Below are 15,371 nucleotides of genomic sequence, written 5' to 3' on the forward strand. Positions count from 1 at the left end.
TGACCTTTCGAAGATCGGTTCCTCGAATGGCGTGGCAGGTCTCGGCTCGTCAGGGGGCATAGATGATCGCTTCGTCAGGCAGCTTTGGATGGAAGCCGGCGGCGACGGCGCGCTCGAACGTATCCCAGATGCTCTTGCGTTCGGTTGCGTCCCAGGCTGGCTTGGCGTCGAAGTCCCAGCGCTTGGCGAGCACGGCTTCCTTCAAGATGCCGGGCGGCAGCTTCACGGTCTCGACTGCGATCTTGTCGGCACCATCCAGATCGCTGCGCAGATATTTGGTGACGTCCGCAAGCGCCGCGACGAACTTCTTCGGCGCATCCGGGGCTTTCTTGATGGTATCCTCGCGCATGGCATAGACCAGCTCCCAGCCGGTGGTGCCCGCAATCTCTTTCCATCCGTCATTGGCGTTGAAGATGATCTTCAGCGACGGATCGTCCTTCATCATCATGGTGGCGATCGGCTCGATGATCATCGCGGCATCGACGCGGCCGGCGGCAAGCTGCGCACGCGCTACAGCAAAGTTCGCGTTGACCAATGTCATGTCCTTGGCGAGGTCCATCTTTTTGGATTTCGCGTAGATCGACAGGATCTGGAATTGCCCGCTGCCCATATCGGCGGCGAGTTGCTTGCCTTTCAGGTCGGCCAGCGACTTGATGGCCGGGTCCTTGGTGATGATGACGAGATCGGCGAGCGTGGCACCTGTTGCGACGATTTGCAGCGGCACGCCTTCGAGGCGCAGCTTCTGGAAGTAGGTGGGCCCGCCGATCAGCGTGTCGATTTCGCCGGTGGCGAGGCCCGCATAATAAGAGGAGAAAGAAGGGTAGACCTGAACTTCGGCCTCGAAACCGTTCTTGGTATCGAACTTCTGCGCCTTCATGATGTTGATGATGATCGGCGCGAAGACGGGAAGTGTCAGGCTACCCACGCGGATTTTTGTCGGCACCTGCGCCTGCGAATTTGTTGCGAGCGCGCTGCTCATCAGCGTAGCAGCCGTGCCCATTGTGAAGGCGCGTCGCGAAAGACCGGTCATGACATCTCCTCAAGAAACGTTGTGGCGCGTGGCTTTTCGATCGGTTTATGCGGCGTTGCGATATTTGTTTGTAAGCAAATGATATGCCAAAATTGAATCCACTAAATCCTCTTGCAGTCGTGAAATAACGCTACTAGCATTTCGTTTGTGTACAAATGAAATCTGCTCTGGCTGCAGGAGGCGATGATGCCGCACGTGACGACGCCCGACGGGACGCAACTCTATTATGAGGAAGTCGGCACCGGGAGTCCTGTGGTTTTCGTTCATGAGTATGCGGGAGATTACCGCACCTGGGAGCCGCAGCTTCGTTACTTCTCGCGCTCTTATCGTTGCGTCACCTACAGCCAGCGCGGTTATCCGCCATCGGATGTACCGACCGATCCAGCGCGTTACGGCCAGGATATTGCACGCGATGACGTCATCGCACTGATGGATGCACTGAAGATCGACAAGGCGCATATCGTCGGTCATTCCATGGGCGCATCGACGGCGCTGCATGTCGGCATTCACTATCCGGATCGCTGTTTGTCGGTAACCGCTGCAAGCTGCGGCTATGGCTCCAGTCCCGATCCTGCCTTTGTGGAGCAGGGCCGTGCAGCCTCGCGCGAAACCGCAAAAATGTTCGAGACAGTCGATTTTCCGACCGCTGCAGCGCGCTATGCCGATGGTGCAACGCGTCAGACGCACAAGAACAAGGACCCGCGTGGTTTCGCCGAGTTTGCGCGCATGCTGGCGGATCATTCTCCGGTCGGGCACGCGCTGACCATGCGCGAGCTGCAGGCCAAGCGGCCGATGCTGTGGGAGATGAAGCCGCAACTCGAGACATTCACGCCGCCACTGCTGATCATCGTCGGCGACGAGGACGATTGGTGCCTCGATCCCAGCATCTTTCTCAAGCGTACGGTGCCGACAGCAGGTCTTCTGGTATTGCCGCGTGCCGGCCATACCATCACCAGCGAAGAGCCGGCGGCATTCAATGCAGCGCTGGCTGAGCTTTTCCCGGCGGCCGAGTCCGGTCGCTGGATGTCGCACAAGCCGGCGGCCTGAGCGATGAGCACGCCCGGCGATATCGTCATTGATATTGCGGACGGCATCGCAACGCTGCGTCTGGCCAATCCGGCACGACGTAACGCGATCTCCACGGCGATGTGGAACAAGATCGCCGCCTTTGCCGGCGACGTCGCCACCCGCAAGGATATCCGTGTCGTGGTCATCCGCGGCGAGGGCGACCTGATGTTTTCCGCGGGCGCAGACATTTCCGACTTTGCCACGGCTCGATCAGGCGAGGGCAATGCCCGGGCCTATGACGATCTGGTCGAGAATACCTGTCTGGCGATCGAGGCGATCCCGCAGCCGACCATCGGCCTGATCTATGGCGGCTGCATGGGTGCCGGGTCATCCGTTGCTGCGAGTTGCGACATGCGCGTTGCTGCGGATGATGCCTTCTTCGCAGTACCCGCCGCCAAGCTCGGTCTGGGCTACGATCCGCGCGGCATCGCGCGTTTCATTCGCGTGTTCGGCGCCGGTGCGACGCGGCAAGTCCTGTTTACGGCCGATCGTCTGCCTGCCATGCGCGCTCACGCGCTGGGCGCGGTGCATGTCATCGCACCGAAGGCTGACATTGAATCGCTGGCCGGTGAGCTTGCAAGGAAGATCGCGGGCAATGCGCCGCTGACGATCAAGGCGGCCAAGGCTGCGATCCGTGCGCTGAGCACCAACAACGCCGAACTCCTGGCTGAAGCCGAGCAGTTCTATGCCGCGGCGGACGCCAGCGCCGACTACGCCGAAGGCCGCAAGGCCTTTGCCGAGAAACGACCCCCGCGCCTTAGGGGAAGCTGATTGACCTAAGAATTTTCGTTTTCACTTCCGCCAACCTCAGAAGGACACGCACATGGATCTCCAACTCAAAGGCAAATGCGCTCTCGTCACCGGCGGCAGCGAAGGTATAGGCAAGGCGATTGCCATGACGCTGGCAAAGGAGGGCGTCAATGTTGCCATCTGCGCCCGCCGTATGGAGCCGCTCGAGAAAACTGCCGAAGAGATCAGGAACGCTTACGGCGTGACGGTTGTCGCAATCACCGCCGACCTCACCAAGGACGCCGACGCTAAGGCGTTCGTCGAGAAGGCCGCCAAGGAACTCGGCAGCATCGATCTGATGATCAACAATGCCGGTTCGGCACCGGGCGGCGTCATCGAGACGCTCACCGAAGCCGACTGGGAGCAGGCGCTGCAGCTCAAATTCATGGGCTATGTGCGCTGCCTGCGCTACGCTCTGCCGATCATGGTCAAGCAGGGTGGTGGCCGCGTGGTCAATCTGATCGGCAATGACGGCGTCAAGCCATCGTATTGGGAAATCGCACCGGGTGCTGCGAACGCTGCTGGTCAGAACATGACCCTGTCGCTCGCCGGTCAGTACGGCCGTCACAACATCTCGTTCTGCGCCGTCAATCCGGGCCCGGTTCGCACCGAGCGCTGGGCTGGCCTCGTCAACGCCATGTCGCGCGACATGAAGATCTCCTACGAGGAAGCCGACAAGCTGGCGCCGGCCTCGATCCCGCTCGGCCGCATCGCCGAAGTCGAGGAAGTTGCAAACCTCGTGGTCATGCTCGCGTCGCCTCTGGTGCAGATGGCCAACGGCACGATGATCGAAATCGATGGCGGTCAGGACAAGGCGCTGATGGACCGTTTCCGCGATCGGTAGTCGTCAAAACAGGACGCGCGGCGGCGGAATACCCGCTGCGCGGCTCTGCGAAATTACGCCGCAGTTGCGCACGCAATCTGCTGACATCGGATGATCAAAACTTCAGCGGTGTGCTAGGCATGTTGCACCAAGACCAGTCTTGACAACGAAGAGGGTGCGCCGGACTATTTGCGTACAAACTAATTCGCGTTGCAAACATGGGCTGCAAGCGACGCAAGGGCGAACGGTTGATCCGTTTCTTGCGAAGGCTTCGGCGAGAATCACTTCTATCGCAAACGTCGATCACAACGGAGTTCGATCATGATGACGGCTCGTTCCCTTCACTCACTCGCGATTGCCGGCACAATGGCCGGCGCACTGACATTGTCGTTCGGCCACGCGGTTCTCGCGCAGGACACGATCAAGATCGGTGAGCTCAACAGCTACAAGACACAGACCGCGTTCCTCGATCCCTACAAGAAGGGCTGGGAGCTGGCGATCGAGCAGATCAATGCCAAGGGCGGCGTGCTTGGCAAGAAGCTTGAAGTGATCTCGCGCGATGATGGCTCGACGCCGGGCGATGCAGTACGCGTGGCTGATGAGCTGGTGACGCGCGAAGGCGTCAACATTATCGCCGGCACGTTCCTCTCGCATATCGGTCTCGCGGTGACCGAATTCGCCGGCAAGAAGAAAGTGTTCTTCCTCGCTGCAGAACCGCTGACCGACAAGATCACCTGGCAGAACGGCAACAAGTATACGTTCCGCCTGCGCGCCACGACCTATATGCAGGTCGCGATGCTGCTGCCGGATGCGCTTGCTGCCAAGAAGAAGCGTTGGGCACTGGTCTATCCGAACTTCGAATATGGCCAGGCGGCGGTCGCGACCTTCAAGGAAATGATGAAGGCCAAGCAGCCTGACATCGAATTCGTCACCGAGCAGGCACCGCCGCTCGGCAAGGTCGATGCCGGCGCCGTGGTGCAGGCCATTGACGATGCCAAGCCGGACGCGATCTTCAATGTGCTGTTCGGCGCGGACTTCTCCAAGCTGGTCCGTGAAGGCACCACACGTGGCGTGTTCAAGGATCGCACCGTCGTGAGCCTGCTGTCGGGTGAGCCGGAATATCTCGATCCGGTGAAGGAGGAAGCGCCCGTTGGCTGGATCGTCACCGGCTATCCCTGGGACAAGATTAAGACCCCGGAATACCTGGCGTTCCTGACGGCCTATCAGAAGAAGTACAACGACTATCCGCGTCTCGGGTCGATCGTCGGCTATGTCACGATGACTTCTCTGGCTGCCGGTATCGCCAAGGCAGGTTCGACGGACACCGACAAGCTGATTACGGCCTTTGAAGGTCTGAAACTCGACAGCCCGTTCGGTCCGTTCATGTATCGCGCCAGCGATCATCAGGCGACGATGGGCGCTTACGTGGGCAAGATCGCGCTCGAAGGCGGCAAAGGCACCATGAGCGACTTCAAATATGTCGATGGTGCATCTGTGCTGCCCAGCGACGCAGAAGTGAAGAAGCTCCGTCCCGCGACCGAGTAACAGGAAGCACGACGATGATCGCCGTTGATACTCTCCTCGCACGTTCAACGCGGGGAGGGGGATTCCTCCGATGAGTTTCAACGCGTTTCTGTTTCAGGCACTAAACGGCCTGTCGGCCGCCTCCGGCCTGTTCTTCGTGGCGGCCGGGTTGTCGCTGATTTTCGGCGTCACCCGGATCGTCAATATCGCTCACGGGTCGCTCTATATGATCGGGACCTATATCGCCTACAGCATCGCCACCAAGGTCGGCGGTGCCGTCGGCTTCTGGGGCGGCATTGTTCTGACCGCATTGCTGGTGGCCCTGATCGGCGCTGCGATCGAGATCCTTCTGCTGCGGCGGATCTATCGCGCGCCTGAGTTGTTTCAATTGCTCGCCACTTTCGCGCTGGTGCTCGTTATCAACGACGCGACGCTGTGGATCTGGGGCCCTGAGGATTTGCTTGGCCCGCGCGCGCCAGGCCTGACCGGCTCCATCGAGGTGCTCGGCCGCCGGCTGCCCACTTACGATATCTTCCTGATTTTCGTTGGCCCGTTCGTGCTGTGGATGTTGCATCTGGCGCTGGCCAAGACCCGCTTCGGTCGTTTGATGCGCGCAGCCACGCAGGACCGTGAGATGGTGGGCGCGCTCGGCGTCAACCAGGCCATGCTGTTCACGGGCGTGTTCGCGCTGGGCGCTTTGCTCGCAGGTCTTGGCGGTGCGCTGCAGATCGCGCGTGAGCCTGCGACTCTGGCGACCGACTTGATCGTGATCGGCGACGCCTTCGTCGTCGTTGTGGTCGGCGGCATGGGCTCGATCTCCGGCGCCTATCTTGCGGCGGTCATCATCGCCGAGGTGAAGGCGTTGTGCATCGGCCTTGGCGTCGTGAATTTTGGCGGCTTCACCGTCAATTTCTCCAAGATGACGCTGGTTGCCGAATTTCTCGTGATGGCCGCGGTGCTGATCGCACGGCCCTACGGCTTGCTCGGTCGGGAGCAGGTGGCTGTGCGCAGTGTCGCGGAGCCCGAAGAGCCGCTACGTCCGGCGACAACGGCCACGAAGATTGCCGGCCTCATTCTTCTGGTCGTCCTCGTGTGCCTGCCGCTGATCGCCAAGAACTCGCCCTATACGCTCGTGCTCGGCATCGACGTGTTGATTGCCGTGCTGTTTGCAACGAGCCTGCATTTCATCATGGGGCCGGGTGGCATGCATTCGTTCGGCCACGCGGCCTATTTTGGCTTGGGTGCTTACGGCGCAGCGCTGCTGGTGAAATGGTTTGCGGCGCCGATGGGACTCGCACTGGCAGCCGCGCCAGTGCTGGCGCTGGTCGGCGCGCTGCTGTTCGGCTGGTTCGCCGTGCGTCTGTCTGGTGTCTATCTGGCGATGCTCACGCTGGCTTTCGCCCAGATCGTATGGGCGGCCGTGTTCCAATGGGAAACACTCACAGGTGGCTCCAACGGCGTGCTCGGGGTGTGGCCGTCGGTGCCATTCGACAGCCGTGGAGCATTCTATTTCCTGACACTCGCACTCGCTGCGCTCGGGGTGTTGCTACTCCGCAAATTCCTGTTCGCGCCATTCGGTTACGCGATGCGGGCAGGGCGTGACTCTCCCTTGCGCGCCGAAGCGATCGGTCTTGATGTCAAGCGTGTGCACTGGCTGGCCTTCGCCATTGCTGGCGGCATCTGCGGCATCGCCGGTGGATTGTTCGCCTTCGCCAAGGGCTCGATCTCGCCGGAGACCATCGGCGTCAGCCGCTCCATTGATGGTCTCGTCATGGTGCTGCTCGGTGGCATCCAGACGCTGACCGGCCCAATCGTCGGTGCGTCGGTCTATGCGGTGCTGCAGGATTTCATGATGCGTTCCACAGAATACTGGCGGGCCTTGCTCGGCGGCATCATTCTGCTGCTGGTGCTTGCGTTCCCGAGTGGCATCGTCGGCGGCTTCGTCAAGCTGATCTCGCGACGAAAGACAACATCGAAGGCCGCATCATGAGCGACCTCGCCATTCGTTCGCTCTCGAAATCCTTCGGCGGCGTGCGTGCCGTCAACGAAGTGTCGTTCGACATCAAGCGTGGTGAATTCCTTGCGCTGATCGGCCCCAATGGCGCCGGCAAGTCGACCTGTTTCAACATGATCAACGGCCAGTTGCCGCTGGATTCCGGCGAGATCTGGTTCGAGGGCGCCAAGCTCAATGGCAGGAAACCGCGCGATATCTGGCGCCTTGGTATTGGTCGTACCTTTCAGGTCGCCGCCACCTTCAACTCGATGACGGTCGTCGAGAATGTGCAGATGGCGCTGATCTCCCACGCCAATCAGGTCTACCGGCTGTGGAAGCCGGCATCCTCGCTGCATCGCGAGCGCGCGCTGGAGTTGCTGGCCCAGGTCGGCATGCAGGACGCCGCTGATCGGCCGAGCCGTGAACTGGCTTATGGCGACGTCAAGCGTGTCGAGCTTGCGATTGCGCTCGCCAACGATCCACGGCTGCTGCTGATGGACGAGCCGACCGCCGGCATGGCGCCCAAGGAGCGCAACGATCTGATCGCGCTGGTGAAACGTCTGGTGATCGAGAAGGGCATCTCCGTGCTGTTCACCGAACATTCGATGGATGTCGTGTTCGCCTTCGCTGATCGCATCATCGTGTTGGCGCGGGGCCGGCTGATCGCCGACGGCGATGCGAAGTCGATCCGCGACAATCCGCAGGTGAGGGAAGTGTATTTCGGCACCGGCAAGACATTCCAGAAATCGGAGGCACATAGATGAGCGCCCCGATGCTCTCGGTCGAAAATCTCGGTGCGTCTTACGGAGCCGCGCAGATCCTCTATGACCTCAGCTTGAATGTCGGGCGCGGCGAAGTCGTCGCACTGATGGGCCGCAACGGTGCCGGTAAGACCACGACCATGAAAGCCATCATGGGCCTGATGGCGCAGTCTACCGGCAAGATCCGGTTCGATGGCCACGATATCTCCGGCCGGCAGCCTTACGAGATAGCGCGGCTCGGCCTCGGCTTCACGCCGGAAGACCGTCGTATTTTCTCCGATCTGACGGTGCTGGAAAATCTCGATATCGGCCGCCAGCAGCCACGCAAGTTCAGCGACGGCGTTCCGGCGCCGGTCTGGACCGAAGAGAAGCTGCTGGCGCTGTTCCCGAACTTGGGCGAAATGCCGAACCGTCCGGGAGGGCGGATGAGCGGTGGCGAACAGCAGATGCTCACCGTGGCACGGACGCTGATGGGCAATCCGCTGCTGATCCTGCTGGACGAGCCCTCCGAGGGCGTTGCCCCCCTGATCGTCGAGTTGATGGCCAATACCATTCTCGAGCTCAAGAAGGCCGGGGTGTCGATCCTGCTGTCGGAGCAGAACGTGCATTTCGCCGAACTGGTCTCGGACAGGGCCTATGTCCTCGAAAAGGGCCAGATCCAATGGAATGGCACGATGGCCGAGCTTGCGGAGAATATTGACATTCAACGCGCTTATTTGACGGTGTAACGACCAAAACTTCAACTGTCGCGGCAACCGAAGATCGTTCATAACTAGCAAGAGATCATCGGGGACGACATGGCGCAGAAACCGACCAAGCTGAAGGCCCTTCCGACCGCGGAGCCATCGCCGGACTATGTCCTCGACTCCCAAGTCGGCTTCCTGATGCGCGTGGCGATGCAGCGCCACACCTCCATCTTCATGTCCAACATGATCGAGGATCTGACCCAGACGCAATTCGCCGTGCTGGCGAAGCTGCATGAGGTCGGCCCGAGTTCACAGAACCATCTCGGGCGGCTGGTCTATCTCGATGCCGCGACCATCAAGGGCGTGGTGGACCGACTGGGTCTGCGCGGCTTCATCACCACTGGTAGCGACCCCACGGATCGCCGTCGCCGTGCAGTGTCGCTGACCGAGAAGGGCGCCCGTGTGGTCGAGGCCGCAATCCGCGTCGCGGCGGAGGTCAGCGCCAAGACGCTGCGCCCCTTGACCGCCGAAGAGCAACGCACACTGACGCGATTGCTGAAGAAGATTACCTGATCACATTTTGCTATTGAGCAGCGCCTTGATCCTCTGCGGCGAGACCGGCAGCTGCGTGATGGCGCCGGGCTGGCCGAGCGCGTCGTCGATCGCCGCTGCAATCGCCGCGCCGACGGCATTGGTGCCGCCTTCGCCGGCGCCCTTGAGCCCCATTGGGTTGAGCGGGCTCGGCGCATCCTCGGAAATGATCACTTCGACATCAGGTACTTCGCGGGCCGTCGGCATCAAATAGTCGGCGAAGGTTACCGCCAGCGGTTCGCCGCGGTCGTCGTAGGTGAACTCTTCATAAAGCGCACCACCGATGCCTTGGGCCACGCCGCCAACGATTTGGCCATCGACCAGCATCGGGTTGATCGCTTTGCCGATGTCATAGGCGACAAGATACCGCTCGACGCTGATGCCGCCTGTATCGCGCGCCAACGAGACGACGGCGACATGGACGCCGTATGGGTAGGTCATATGCTTGGATTCGAACGATGCTTCGGCGAACAGGCCAGGTTCGCTATCACCAACCAGATTGCCTCCCGGTTCCAGCGCCTTTGCGATCTCGGCGAGCGTCATTGATGGGCCAGTGCCGCCATCGAGGCGGACAATCTCGCCATCGACGATATCGAGTTGATCGGCCGTCAACTGCATCAATTCAGCTGCGGCCGCGAGAGCCTTGTCGCGCAGCTTCAGCGCGGCTTGCCGCGTCGCTTCGCCGGTCATCACGGAAACGCGCGAGGCAAACGCGCCGAGGCCTCTGGCGATACGGTTGGTCTGGCCGTGGATCACGCTGACATTGTCATAGCTGGCGCCGAGTTTCTCTGCGCAAATCTGAGCGATGACAGTTTCGACGCCCTGGCCGACCGAAGCGGCGCCGGTGACGACTTCCACGAGCCCGTCGGTCCCGACATTGATCCGCACATCGTCGAACGGGCCAAGACCGCTTTTCTCGACGAACATGGCGACACCGGAGCCGACCAGTTCGCCCGCCTTGCGACGCGACGTAATCTGCGTCTGCAGGTCGTCCCAGCCGATGCCATTCAGCGCCTTGTCCAGCAGCTTCGGGTAGTCGCCTGAATCCAGCACGATGTCGGTGCCGAGCGTTTCCAATGCACGCGTGACCGGCATCTCGCCGGTCGCGATGAGGTTGCGGCGACGGACCTCGACGCCGCTGATCCCCACTCTGGCCGCGACCGCATCCAGCAAGCGTTCGCGCACGAAAGTGCTCTCATAGCGGCCGGGCGCGCGATAGGTGCCGCCAGGCGTCTTGTTGGTCAGGCGGATATGGCCGAGCACGCGATAGGCAGGAATGCGATAGGGGCCGGGCAGCATCGCAGCGGCGAGGTCGGGCACGGTGGCGGCATGCGTGCGCATATAGCCGCCCTGATCGTGGAAGAACTCGTTGTCGATGGCCAGAATATTGCCGTCACGATCGATCGCCGCGCGGATGTGATGGGTCTGCTGCCGCGAGTGATTGGCCGCGATCAGATGCTCGCGGCGATCCTCGATCCATTTCACGGGGCGGCCGAGGCGCAGCGCGGCCAGACACACCAGTACGTCTTCGGGATACATCTCGCCGCGAATGCCGAAGCCGCCGCCGACATGGCCTTCGAACAGATTGGTGTTGGCAGCGGTGCGGCCAAACATTTTCGCAAGCTGGTCGCGATTCCAGTGCGGCACTTTCGCAGCGCCGTACATTTCCAGCATGTCTGTCTCGGCGATGTAACGGCCAATGGCCCCGCGCGTCTCCAGGGGAACGCCGGAATGACGGCCGATGGAGAGCGAAAGGCTGACTACGGCATGCGCTTTGGCGAACGCTCCATCGACGTCGCCATAACCTTTCTCGATCAGTGCGGTCTCGGTCGGTAGTCCGTCGCGGAACTCGCCGACCTCGCCATCGGCCTGCAGGATCACCGGCAGTTCTTCTATCTCGACCTCGACATGCTCGGCGGCATCTTCGGCAAGATAGGGGTCTTCGGCGAACACGACGGCGACGGGATCGCCGACATAGCGCACCTTGTCCTTGGCCAGAATGGTCTGGCGATAGGCGGCGAGTTGCTCCAGCCGCGTCAGACGGAAATCAATCGGCGGAATCTCGGAGACATCGGCAAAGCTCCAGGCGGCGACCACGCCCGGAATCGCCAGAGCCGGCGCGAGATCGACCGAGACGATATTGCCGTGGGCGTAGGTCGAGCGCACCACACGCATATGGAGTTGGTTCGGGAAATTGATATCGGCGGCAAACTTGCCCTGGCCGCGCAGCAGCGGGCCGTCTTCCTTGCGAGTGACGGATTGGCCAACCAGTCCCGGTTTGGCGGCAGCAGTCACGACTGGCGCATCTCCACCGCGGCGGCGCGGACCGCCTTGATGATGTTCTGGTAGCCGGTACAGCGGCACAGATTCGACGACAGCACGTCGACCAGATCATGGTCGGAAATATCCGGTTCGCGCTCCAGCACGCCGACGGCAAGCATCAGGAAGCCGGGTGTGCAGAAGCCGCATTGCAGGCCGTGGTTCTCCATGAAGGCGCGCTGCATCGGATGCATCTCGTCGCCATCGGCGAGGCCTTCGACGGTGCGGATCTGCTTGCCGTCCGCCTGCTGCGCGAACATCAGGCAGGAGCGCACCGGTTCGCCATTCACCAGCACCGTGCAGGCGCCGCACACGCCGTGCTCACAGCCGATATGCGTACCCGTTTGACCGCAATCCTCGCGGATCGCGTCGGCGAGGGTCCGGCGCGACTCGACGCAGATGGCGTGGGACTGGCCGTTGATGATGAGGGTGATGTCGGTCTTGTCGCTCATGCAAGTTTTCCGTTGCTTGGCAATTTTCCGCTTGCGCGCAGCGCCGCACGAATGCGCTGCGGCGTTGCCGGCATTTCGTCGATGGAGATTCCGAAGCAGGACAACGCGTCGTTGATTGCGGAGATCACCGCTGCCGGCGCGCCGATGGCGCCGCCTTCGCCGAGGCCCTTGGCCTTGGTGATGGAGTTACCGGTCAGGGTCTCGATGTGATGCAACTCGATCTCGGGAATTTCGTGCGTCGTCGGCGGCAGGAAATCCGCCAGCGTGCTGGTCAGGATGTTGCCGGTCTCGTCATAGATGATCTCTTCCAGCAGCGCGTTGCCGATGCCCTGAGCGACCCCGCCATGGACCTGACCATCGGCGATCATCGGATTGATGATCAGCCCGGCATCCTCCGCGACCAGAAATTTCTCCATCTCGACGCGGCCGGTCTCGATATCGACCTCGACAATCGCGACATGGCAGGCGTTGGAGAAGGTGCCCGACGGATCGTAGGTGCCGGTCTCGGTGAGGCCCGGTTCGATCTCGCCCTTGAAGATGTGGGTCTGGTGATAGGCCGCACGCGCCATCGACGCGATGGTGACGGAGCGATCGGTGCCGATGACATGCGCCGATCCGGATTGCAGCGTGATGTCCTCGGGCGCGGCTTCCAGCAGATGGCTCGCCATCTTCAGCAGTTTGGCGCGGATCTTTTGCGCGGCGAGCAGGCTGGCGCCGCCCGACAGCACCAGAGAGCGGCTGGCGAATGTGCCCCAGCCATAGGGCGAGCGGTCTGTGTCGCCGTGAACGACCTTGATGAATTCCGGATCGATGCCGATCTCGTCGGCGATGATCTGCGCCAGTGATGTGCGCAGTCCCTGGCCATGCGGCGACGAGCCGATCCGCGCTTCGACGAAGCCCGAGGGATCGATGGTCAGATACACGGTCTCGAAGCCAGGAGTGATCTCCATCCCGCGTGCCGCGAAAGCCGGGCTGCCATAGCCAGTACGCTCGGAGAAGGTGGCAAAGCCGATACCGAGATAGCGGCCGGCATCGCGCGCGAGCTTCTGGCGCTTGCGGAATGCGTCGAGGTCGATGGCCTTGATGGCCATCTCCATGGTTTCCTTGTAGCTACCGTCATCGAAGACGAGCCCGGTCGCCGACGTGTAGGGGAACTTGTCGATCAGATTGCGGCGGCGTAGTTCGGTCGGCTCTATGCCGAAGGCTGCGGCAGCCTTGTCCATCAAGCGTTCGAGCACGAAGGTGATGACCGGCCGCGAGACGCCGCGATAGGGCGCCATCGGACAGGTATTGGTCATCACGCCGCGCGAGCGACAGTCATAGGCGCGGACGTCATAGGGGCCGGGGAGCTCGGCCAGTGCCATCAAGGGCTCGACGCCGCAGGTCGTCGGGAAACAGGAATAGGCGCCGATATTCGCGACAATGTCGCCGCGCAAAGCGAGCAGCTTTCCGCTCTTGTCGAATGCGCCTTCGAGCTGGACGTGTTGATCGCGGCTGTGAAAGCTCGCAATCAGGTTTTCGCGGCGATCCTCGGTCCAGGCCACGGAGCTGCGCAATTTGCGCGCCAGCCAGACCAGCAGCACATATTCCGGCGCCAGCGACATCTTTTGGCCGAAGCCGCCGCCGACGTCAGGCGCGATGACACGCAGATCCGATTCCGGAATGCCGAGGATGTCGCACACCGCCGTGCGCGTCAGATGCGGCATCTGTGTGGTGCAGGTCAGTGTCACGCGACCGGTCGATGCGTCATAGGAGGCATGACCTGCGCGGGCCTCCATCGGCGTCGCATTCTGACGGTGCGAGCGCGCTTCAACATGCAGCACCTTGTGTGCGGTCTTCCAAACATCCTCGAAGCCGGGTGTCGCGATGCGACCCTCGACGATCACGTTGTGCTTGGTGTCGGCGTGAACCAGCGGAGCGTCCTCGGCGAGCGCATCCATCGCGTCGATCAGCGGTGCGCCTTGGGATATCTCGACCTCGACCTGATCGGCGATGTCCTCCGCCTGATCCTTGCTCGACGCGTAGACGGCCGCGATGGACTCACCTGTGAACCGCACGACTCCATCGGCAAGGATCGGCTGACCGACCGCGACATAATTGAACTTGCTCAGCATCGGCCGGATCGGCTTCAGCTTTGCGAGGTCCTTGGCCGTGACGATGCCTGTGCCCTCTGGTGCCGCAATATTCTCGATCGTTCCGGCAGCCACGCTGCTGCGGACGAAGCGCACCCAGTGTGTGGCTGGCATATCCGCCGTGAAGCGGCCGCGGCCGGTGACGAGGGCGGGATCTTCGAGCCGGCGGATCGAGCGCCCGACCCAGGTCGTGCCGGTGCCCTTGGTGTGGATCGTCATTGCGTCGACCGCTCCAGCGCGCGGCGCGTCACGGCGCGGACCAGATCGCAGCGATATTCGGCCGTGGTCTGAATATCCTCCAGGGGTTCGATTGCATTCGCTGCGGCTTCACCGGCGGCGACGAACAGGTCCGGCGAGGGCGCGTTACCGTTCAAGACGTCTTCGGCCTCGATAATGCGCCGCGCGCGATCCTCGGCACCGCCGATGCCGACATGCGCATCGGCGATCACGCCATCGACGAGACGATAGGTAACGAGCGCGGCAGACATCGCAAAATCGCCGGCACGGCGGCTGAACTCGTAGAAGCCGAATTTGGTATCGTCGGGTAGCAGCGGCAACCGTGCTTCGGCGAGAAATTCGTCCTCGGCCAGCGATGTCGACATGATGCCTTCGAGGAAATCGGTGACAGGCACGATGCGTTCGCCGCGCACACTCTTCACGACCAGTTGGGCGTCCAGTGTTGCCGCGACGAGGCACCACTCCGATGCAGGATCGGCATGGGCGAGGCTGCCGCAAAACGTGCCGCGCATCCGGATCGGATAATGCGCGATGTGGCTGACGACGAAAGCGAGGAGCTTACCGAGCGGACCGTCGATGACAGGCTTGTGGAATGCGCCGTGGCGCACCCGCGCGCCAATCGAGAGATAGTCGCCGTCGACAGCGAGGCGGTCGAGCCCTTCGACCTCATTGATATCGATCAAGTGTGCTGGCCGCGCCATGCGGAACGCCATGATCGGCACCAGGCTCTGGCCGCCCGCCAGAATGCGGCCATCGAGCGGCGCAAACTCGGCCAATGCACTCACAACTTCATCCACGGTGCGTGGGACGTGTCGCGTGAACGGCGCCGGCTTCATATGGAAAAACCCCGGGCAGGAGGGCCAAAATTCACTTGTATGCTAACAATCGTCTTTTGGAAGTCAATCAGTGTCGCTGACGCAAAACGGGGCGTTCGCCGCCTGCGTTTTGATCACATGGGGATAGCTG

At 61.8% G+C, this 15,371-nt stretch carries 13 protein-coding genes; 8 read left to right on the forward strand and 5 right to left on the reverse strand.

The window, feature by feature from the left end; translation table 11 throughout:
• Positions 1-49: 49 nt before the first annotated feature.
• Positions 50-1,030, reverse strand: a complete 981-nt coding sequence (locus CHC01_RS25295) for an ABC transporter substrate-binding protein (protein ID WP_089267121.1) — start codon at positions 1,028-1,030, stop codon at positions 50-52.
• Positions 1,031-1,216: 186 nt separating this feature from the next.
• Here CHC01_RS25295 and CHC01_RS25300 point away from each other — a divergent pair, with 186 nt between their 5' ends.
• The 8 genes from CHC01_RS25300 to CHC01_RS25335 all read left to right on the forward strand — a co-directional run bounded on the left by CHC01_RS25300 (position 1,217) and on the right by CHC01_RS25335 (position 9,247).
• Positions 1,217-2,077 carry an alpha/beta fold hydrolase gene (locus tag CHC01_RS25300; RefSeq protein WP_089267317.1) on the forward strand — a complete coding sequence of 287 codons (861 nt, stop codon included), beginning with the start codon at positions 1,217-1,219 and terminating at the stop codon, positions 2,075-2,077.
• Between the two features lie 3 nt (positions 2,078-2,080).
• Complete coding sequence (locus CHC01_RS25305) at positions 2,081-2,869, forward strand: enoyl-CoA hydratase-related protein (protein WP_089267122.1); 789 nt, start codon at positions 2,081-2,083, stop codon at positions 2,867-2,869.
• 52 nt (positions 2,870-2,921) lie between these two features.
• Positions 2,922-3,731, forward strand: coding sequence for an SDR family NAD(P)-dependent oxidoreductase (locus tag CHC01_RS25310; RefSeq protein ID WP_089267123.1), 810 nt, complete (start codon positions 2,922-2,924; stop codon positions 3,729-3,731).
• A 303-nt stretch (positions 3,732-4,034) separates the two neighbouring features.
• A complete protein-coding gene (locus CHC01_RS25315; protein WP_089267318.1) occupies positions 4,035-5,255 on the forward strand; it encodes an ABC transporter substrate-binding protein in 1,221 nt (406 codons plus the stop codon).
• Positions 5,256-5,325: 70 nt separating this feature from the next.
• Positions 5,326-7,224 carry an ABC transporter permease gene (locus CHC01_RS25320; protein ID WP_089267124.1) on the forward strand — a complete coding sequence of 633 codons (1,899 nt, stop codon included), beginning with the start codon at positions 5,326-5,328 and terminating at the stop codon, positions 7,222-7,224.
• Positions 7,221-7,991, forward strand: a complete 771-nt coding sequence (locus CHC01_RS25325; RefSeq protein WP_089267125.1) for an ABC transporter ATP-binding protein — start codon at positions 7,221-7,223, stop codon at positions 7,989-7,991. Before CHC01_RS25320 ends, CHC01_RS25325 begins: the two co-directional genes overlap by 4 nt.
• Positions 7,988-8,716: an ABC transporter ATP-binding protein gene (locus CHC01_RS25330; protein ID WP_089267126.1), complete on the forward strand. Its 729-nt coding sequence runs from the start codon at positions 7,988-7,990 to the stop codon at positions 8,714-8,716. The genes CHC01_RS25325 and CHC01_RS25330 overlap by 4 nt, the downstream gene beginning before the upstream one ends.
• 69 nt (positions 8,717-8,785) lie before the next feature.
• Positions 8,786-9,247, forward strand: coding sequence for a MarR family winged helix-turn-helix transcriptional regulator (locus tag CHC01_RS25335; RefSeq protein WP_089267127.1), 462 nt, complete (start codon positions 8,786-8,788; stop codon positions 9,245-9,247).
• On the opposite strand, the gene CHC01_RS25340 is transcribed toward CHC01_RS25335, so the two are convergent.
• The 4 genes from CHC01_RS25340 to CHC01_RS25355 are packed head-to-tail and all read right to left on the reverse strand — an operon-like array spanning position 9,248 to position 15,241.
• Complete coding sequence (locus CHC01_RS25340) at positions 9,248-11,560, reverse strand: xanthine dehydrogenase family protein molybdopterin-binding subunit (protein ID WP_089267128.1); 2,313 nt, start codon at positions 11,558-11,560, stop codon at positions 9,248-9,250. It lies immediately after the preceding gene.
• Positions 11,557-12,036 (reverse strand): (2Fe-2S)-binding protein, encoded by a 480-nt coding sequence (locus CHC01_RS25345; RefSeq protein ID WP_089267129.1) that lies wholly within the window; start codon positions 12,034-12,036, stop codon positions 11,557-11,559. Before CHC01_RS25345 ends, CHC01_RS25340 begins: the two co-directional genes overlap by 4 nt.
• Positions 12,033-14,387: a xanthine dehydrogenase family protein molybdopterin-binding subunit gene (locus tag CHC01_RS25350; protein ID WP_089267130.1), complete on the reverse strand. Its 2,355-nt coding sequence runs from the start codon at positions 14,385-14,387 to the stop codon at positions 12,033-12,035. The genes CHC01_RS25345 and CHC01_RS25350 overlap by 4 nt, the downstream gene beginning before the upstream one ends.
• A complete protein-coding gene (locus tag CHC01_RS25355) occupies positions 14,384-15,241 on the reverse strand; it encodes an FAD binding domain-containing protein (protein WP_089267131.1) in 858 nt (285 codons plus the stop codon). Before CHC01_RS25355 ends, CHC01_RS25350 begins: the two co-directional genes overlap by 4 nt.
• Between the last annotated feature and the right edge of the window lie 130 nt (positions 15,242-15,371).

It is taken from the genome of Tardiphaga sp. OK246 (genome assembly GCF_900188215.1).
In the GTDB taxonomy this organism is placed as follows: domain Bacteria; phylum Pseudomonadota; class Alphaproteobacteria; order Rhizobiales; family Xanthobacteraceae; genus Tardiphaga; species Tardiphaga robiniae.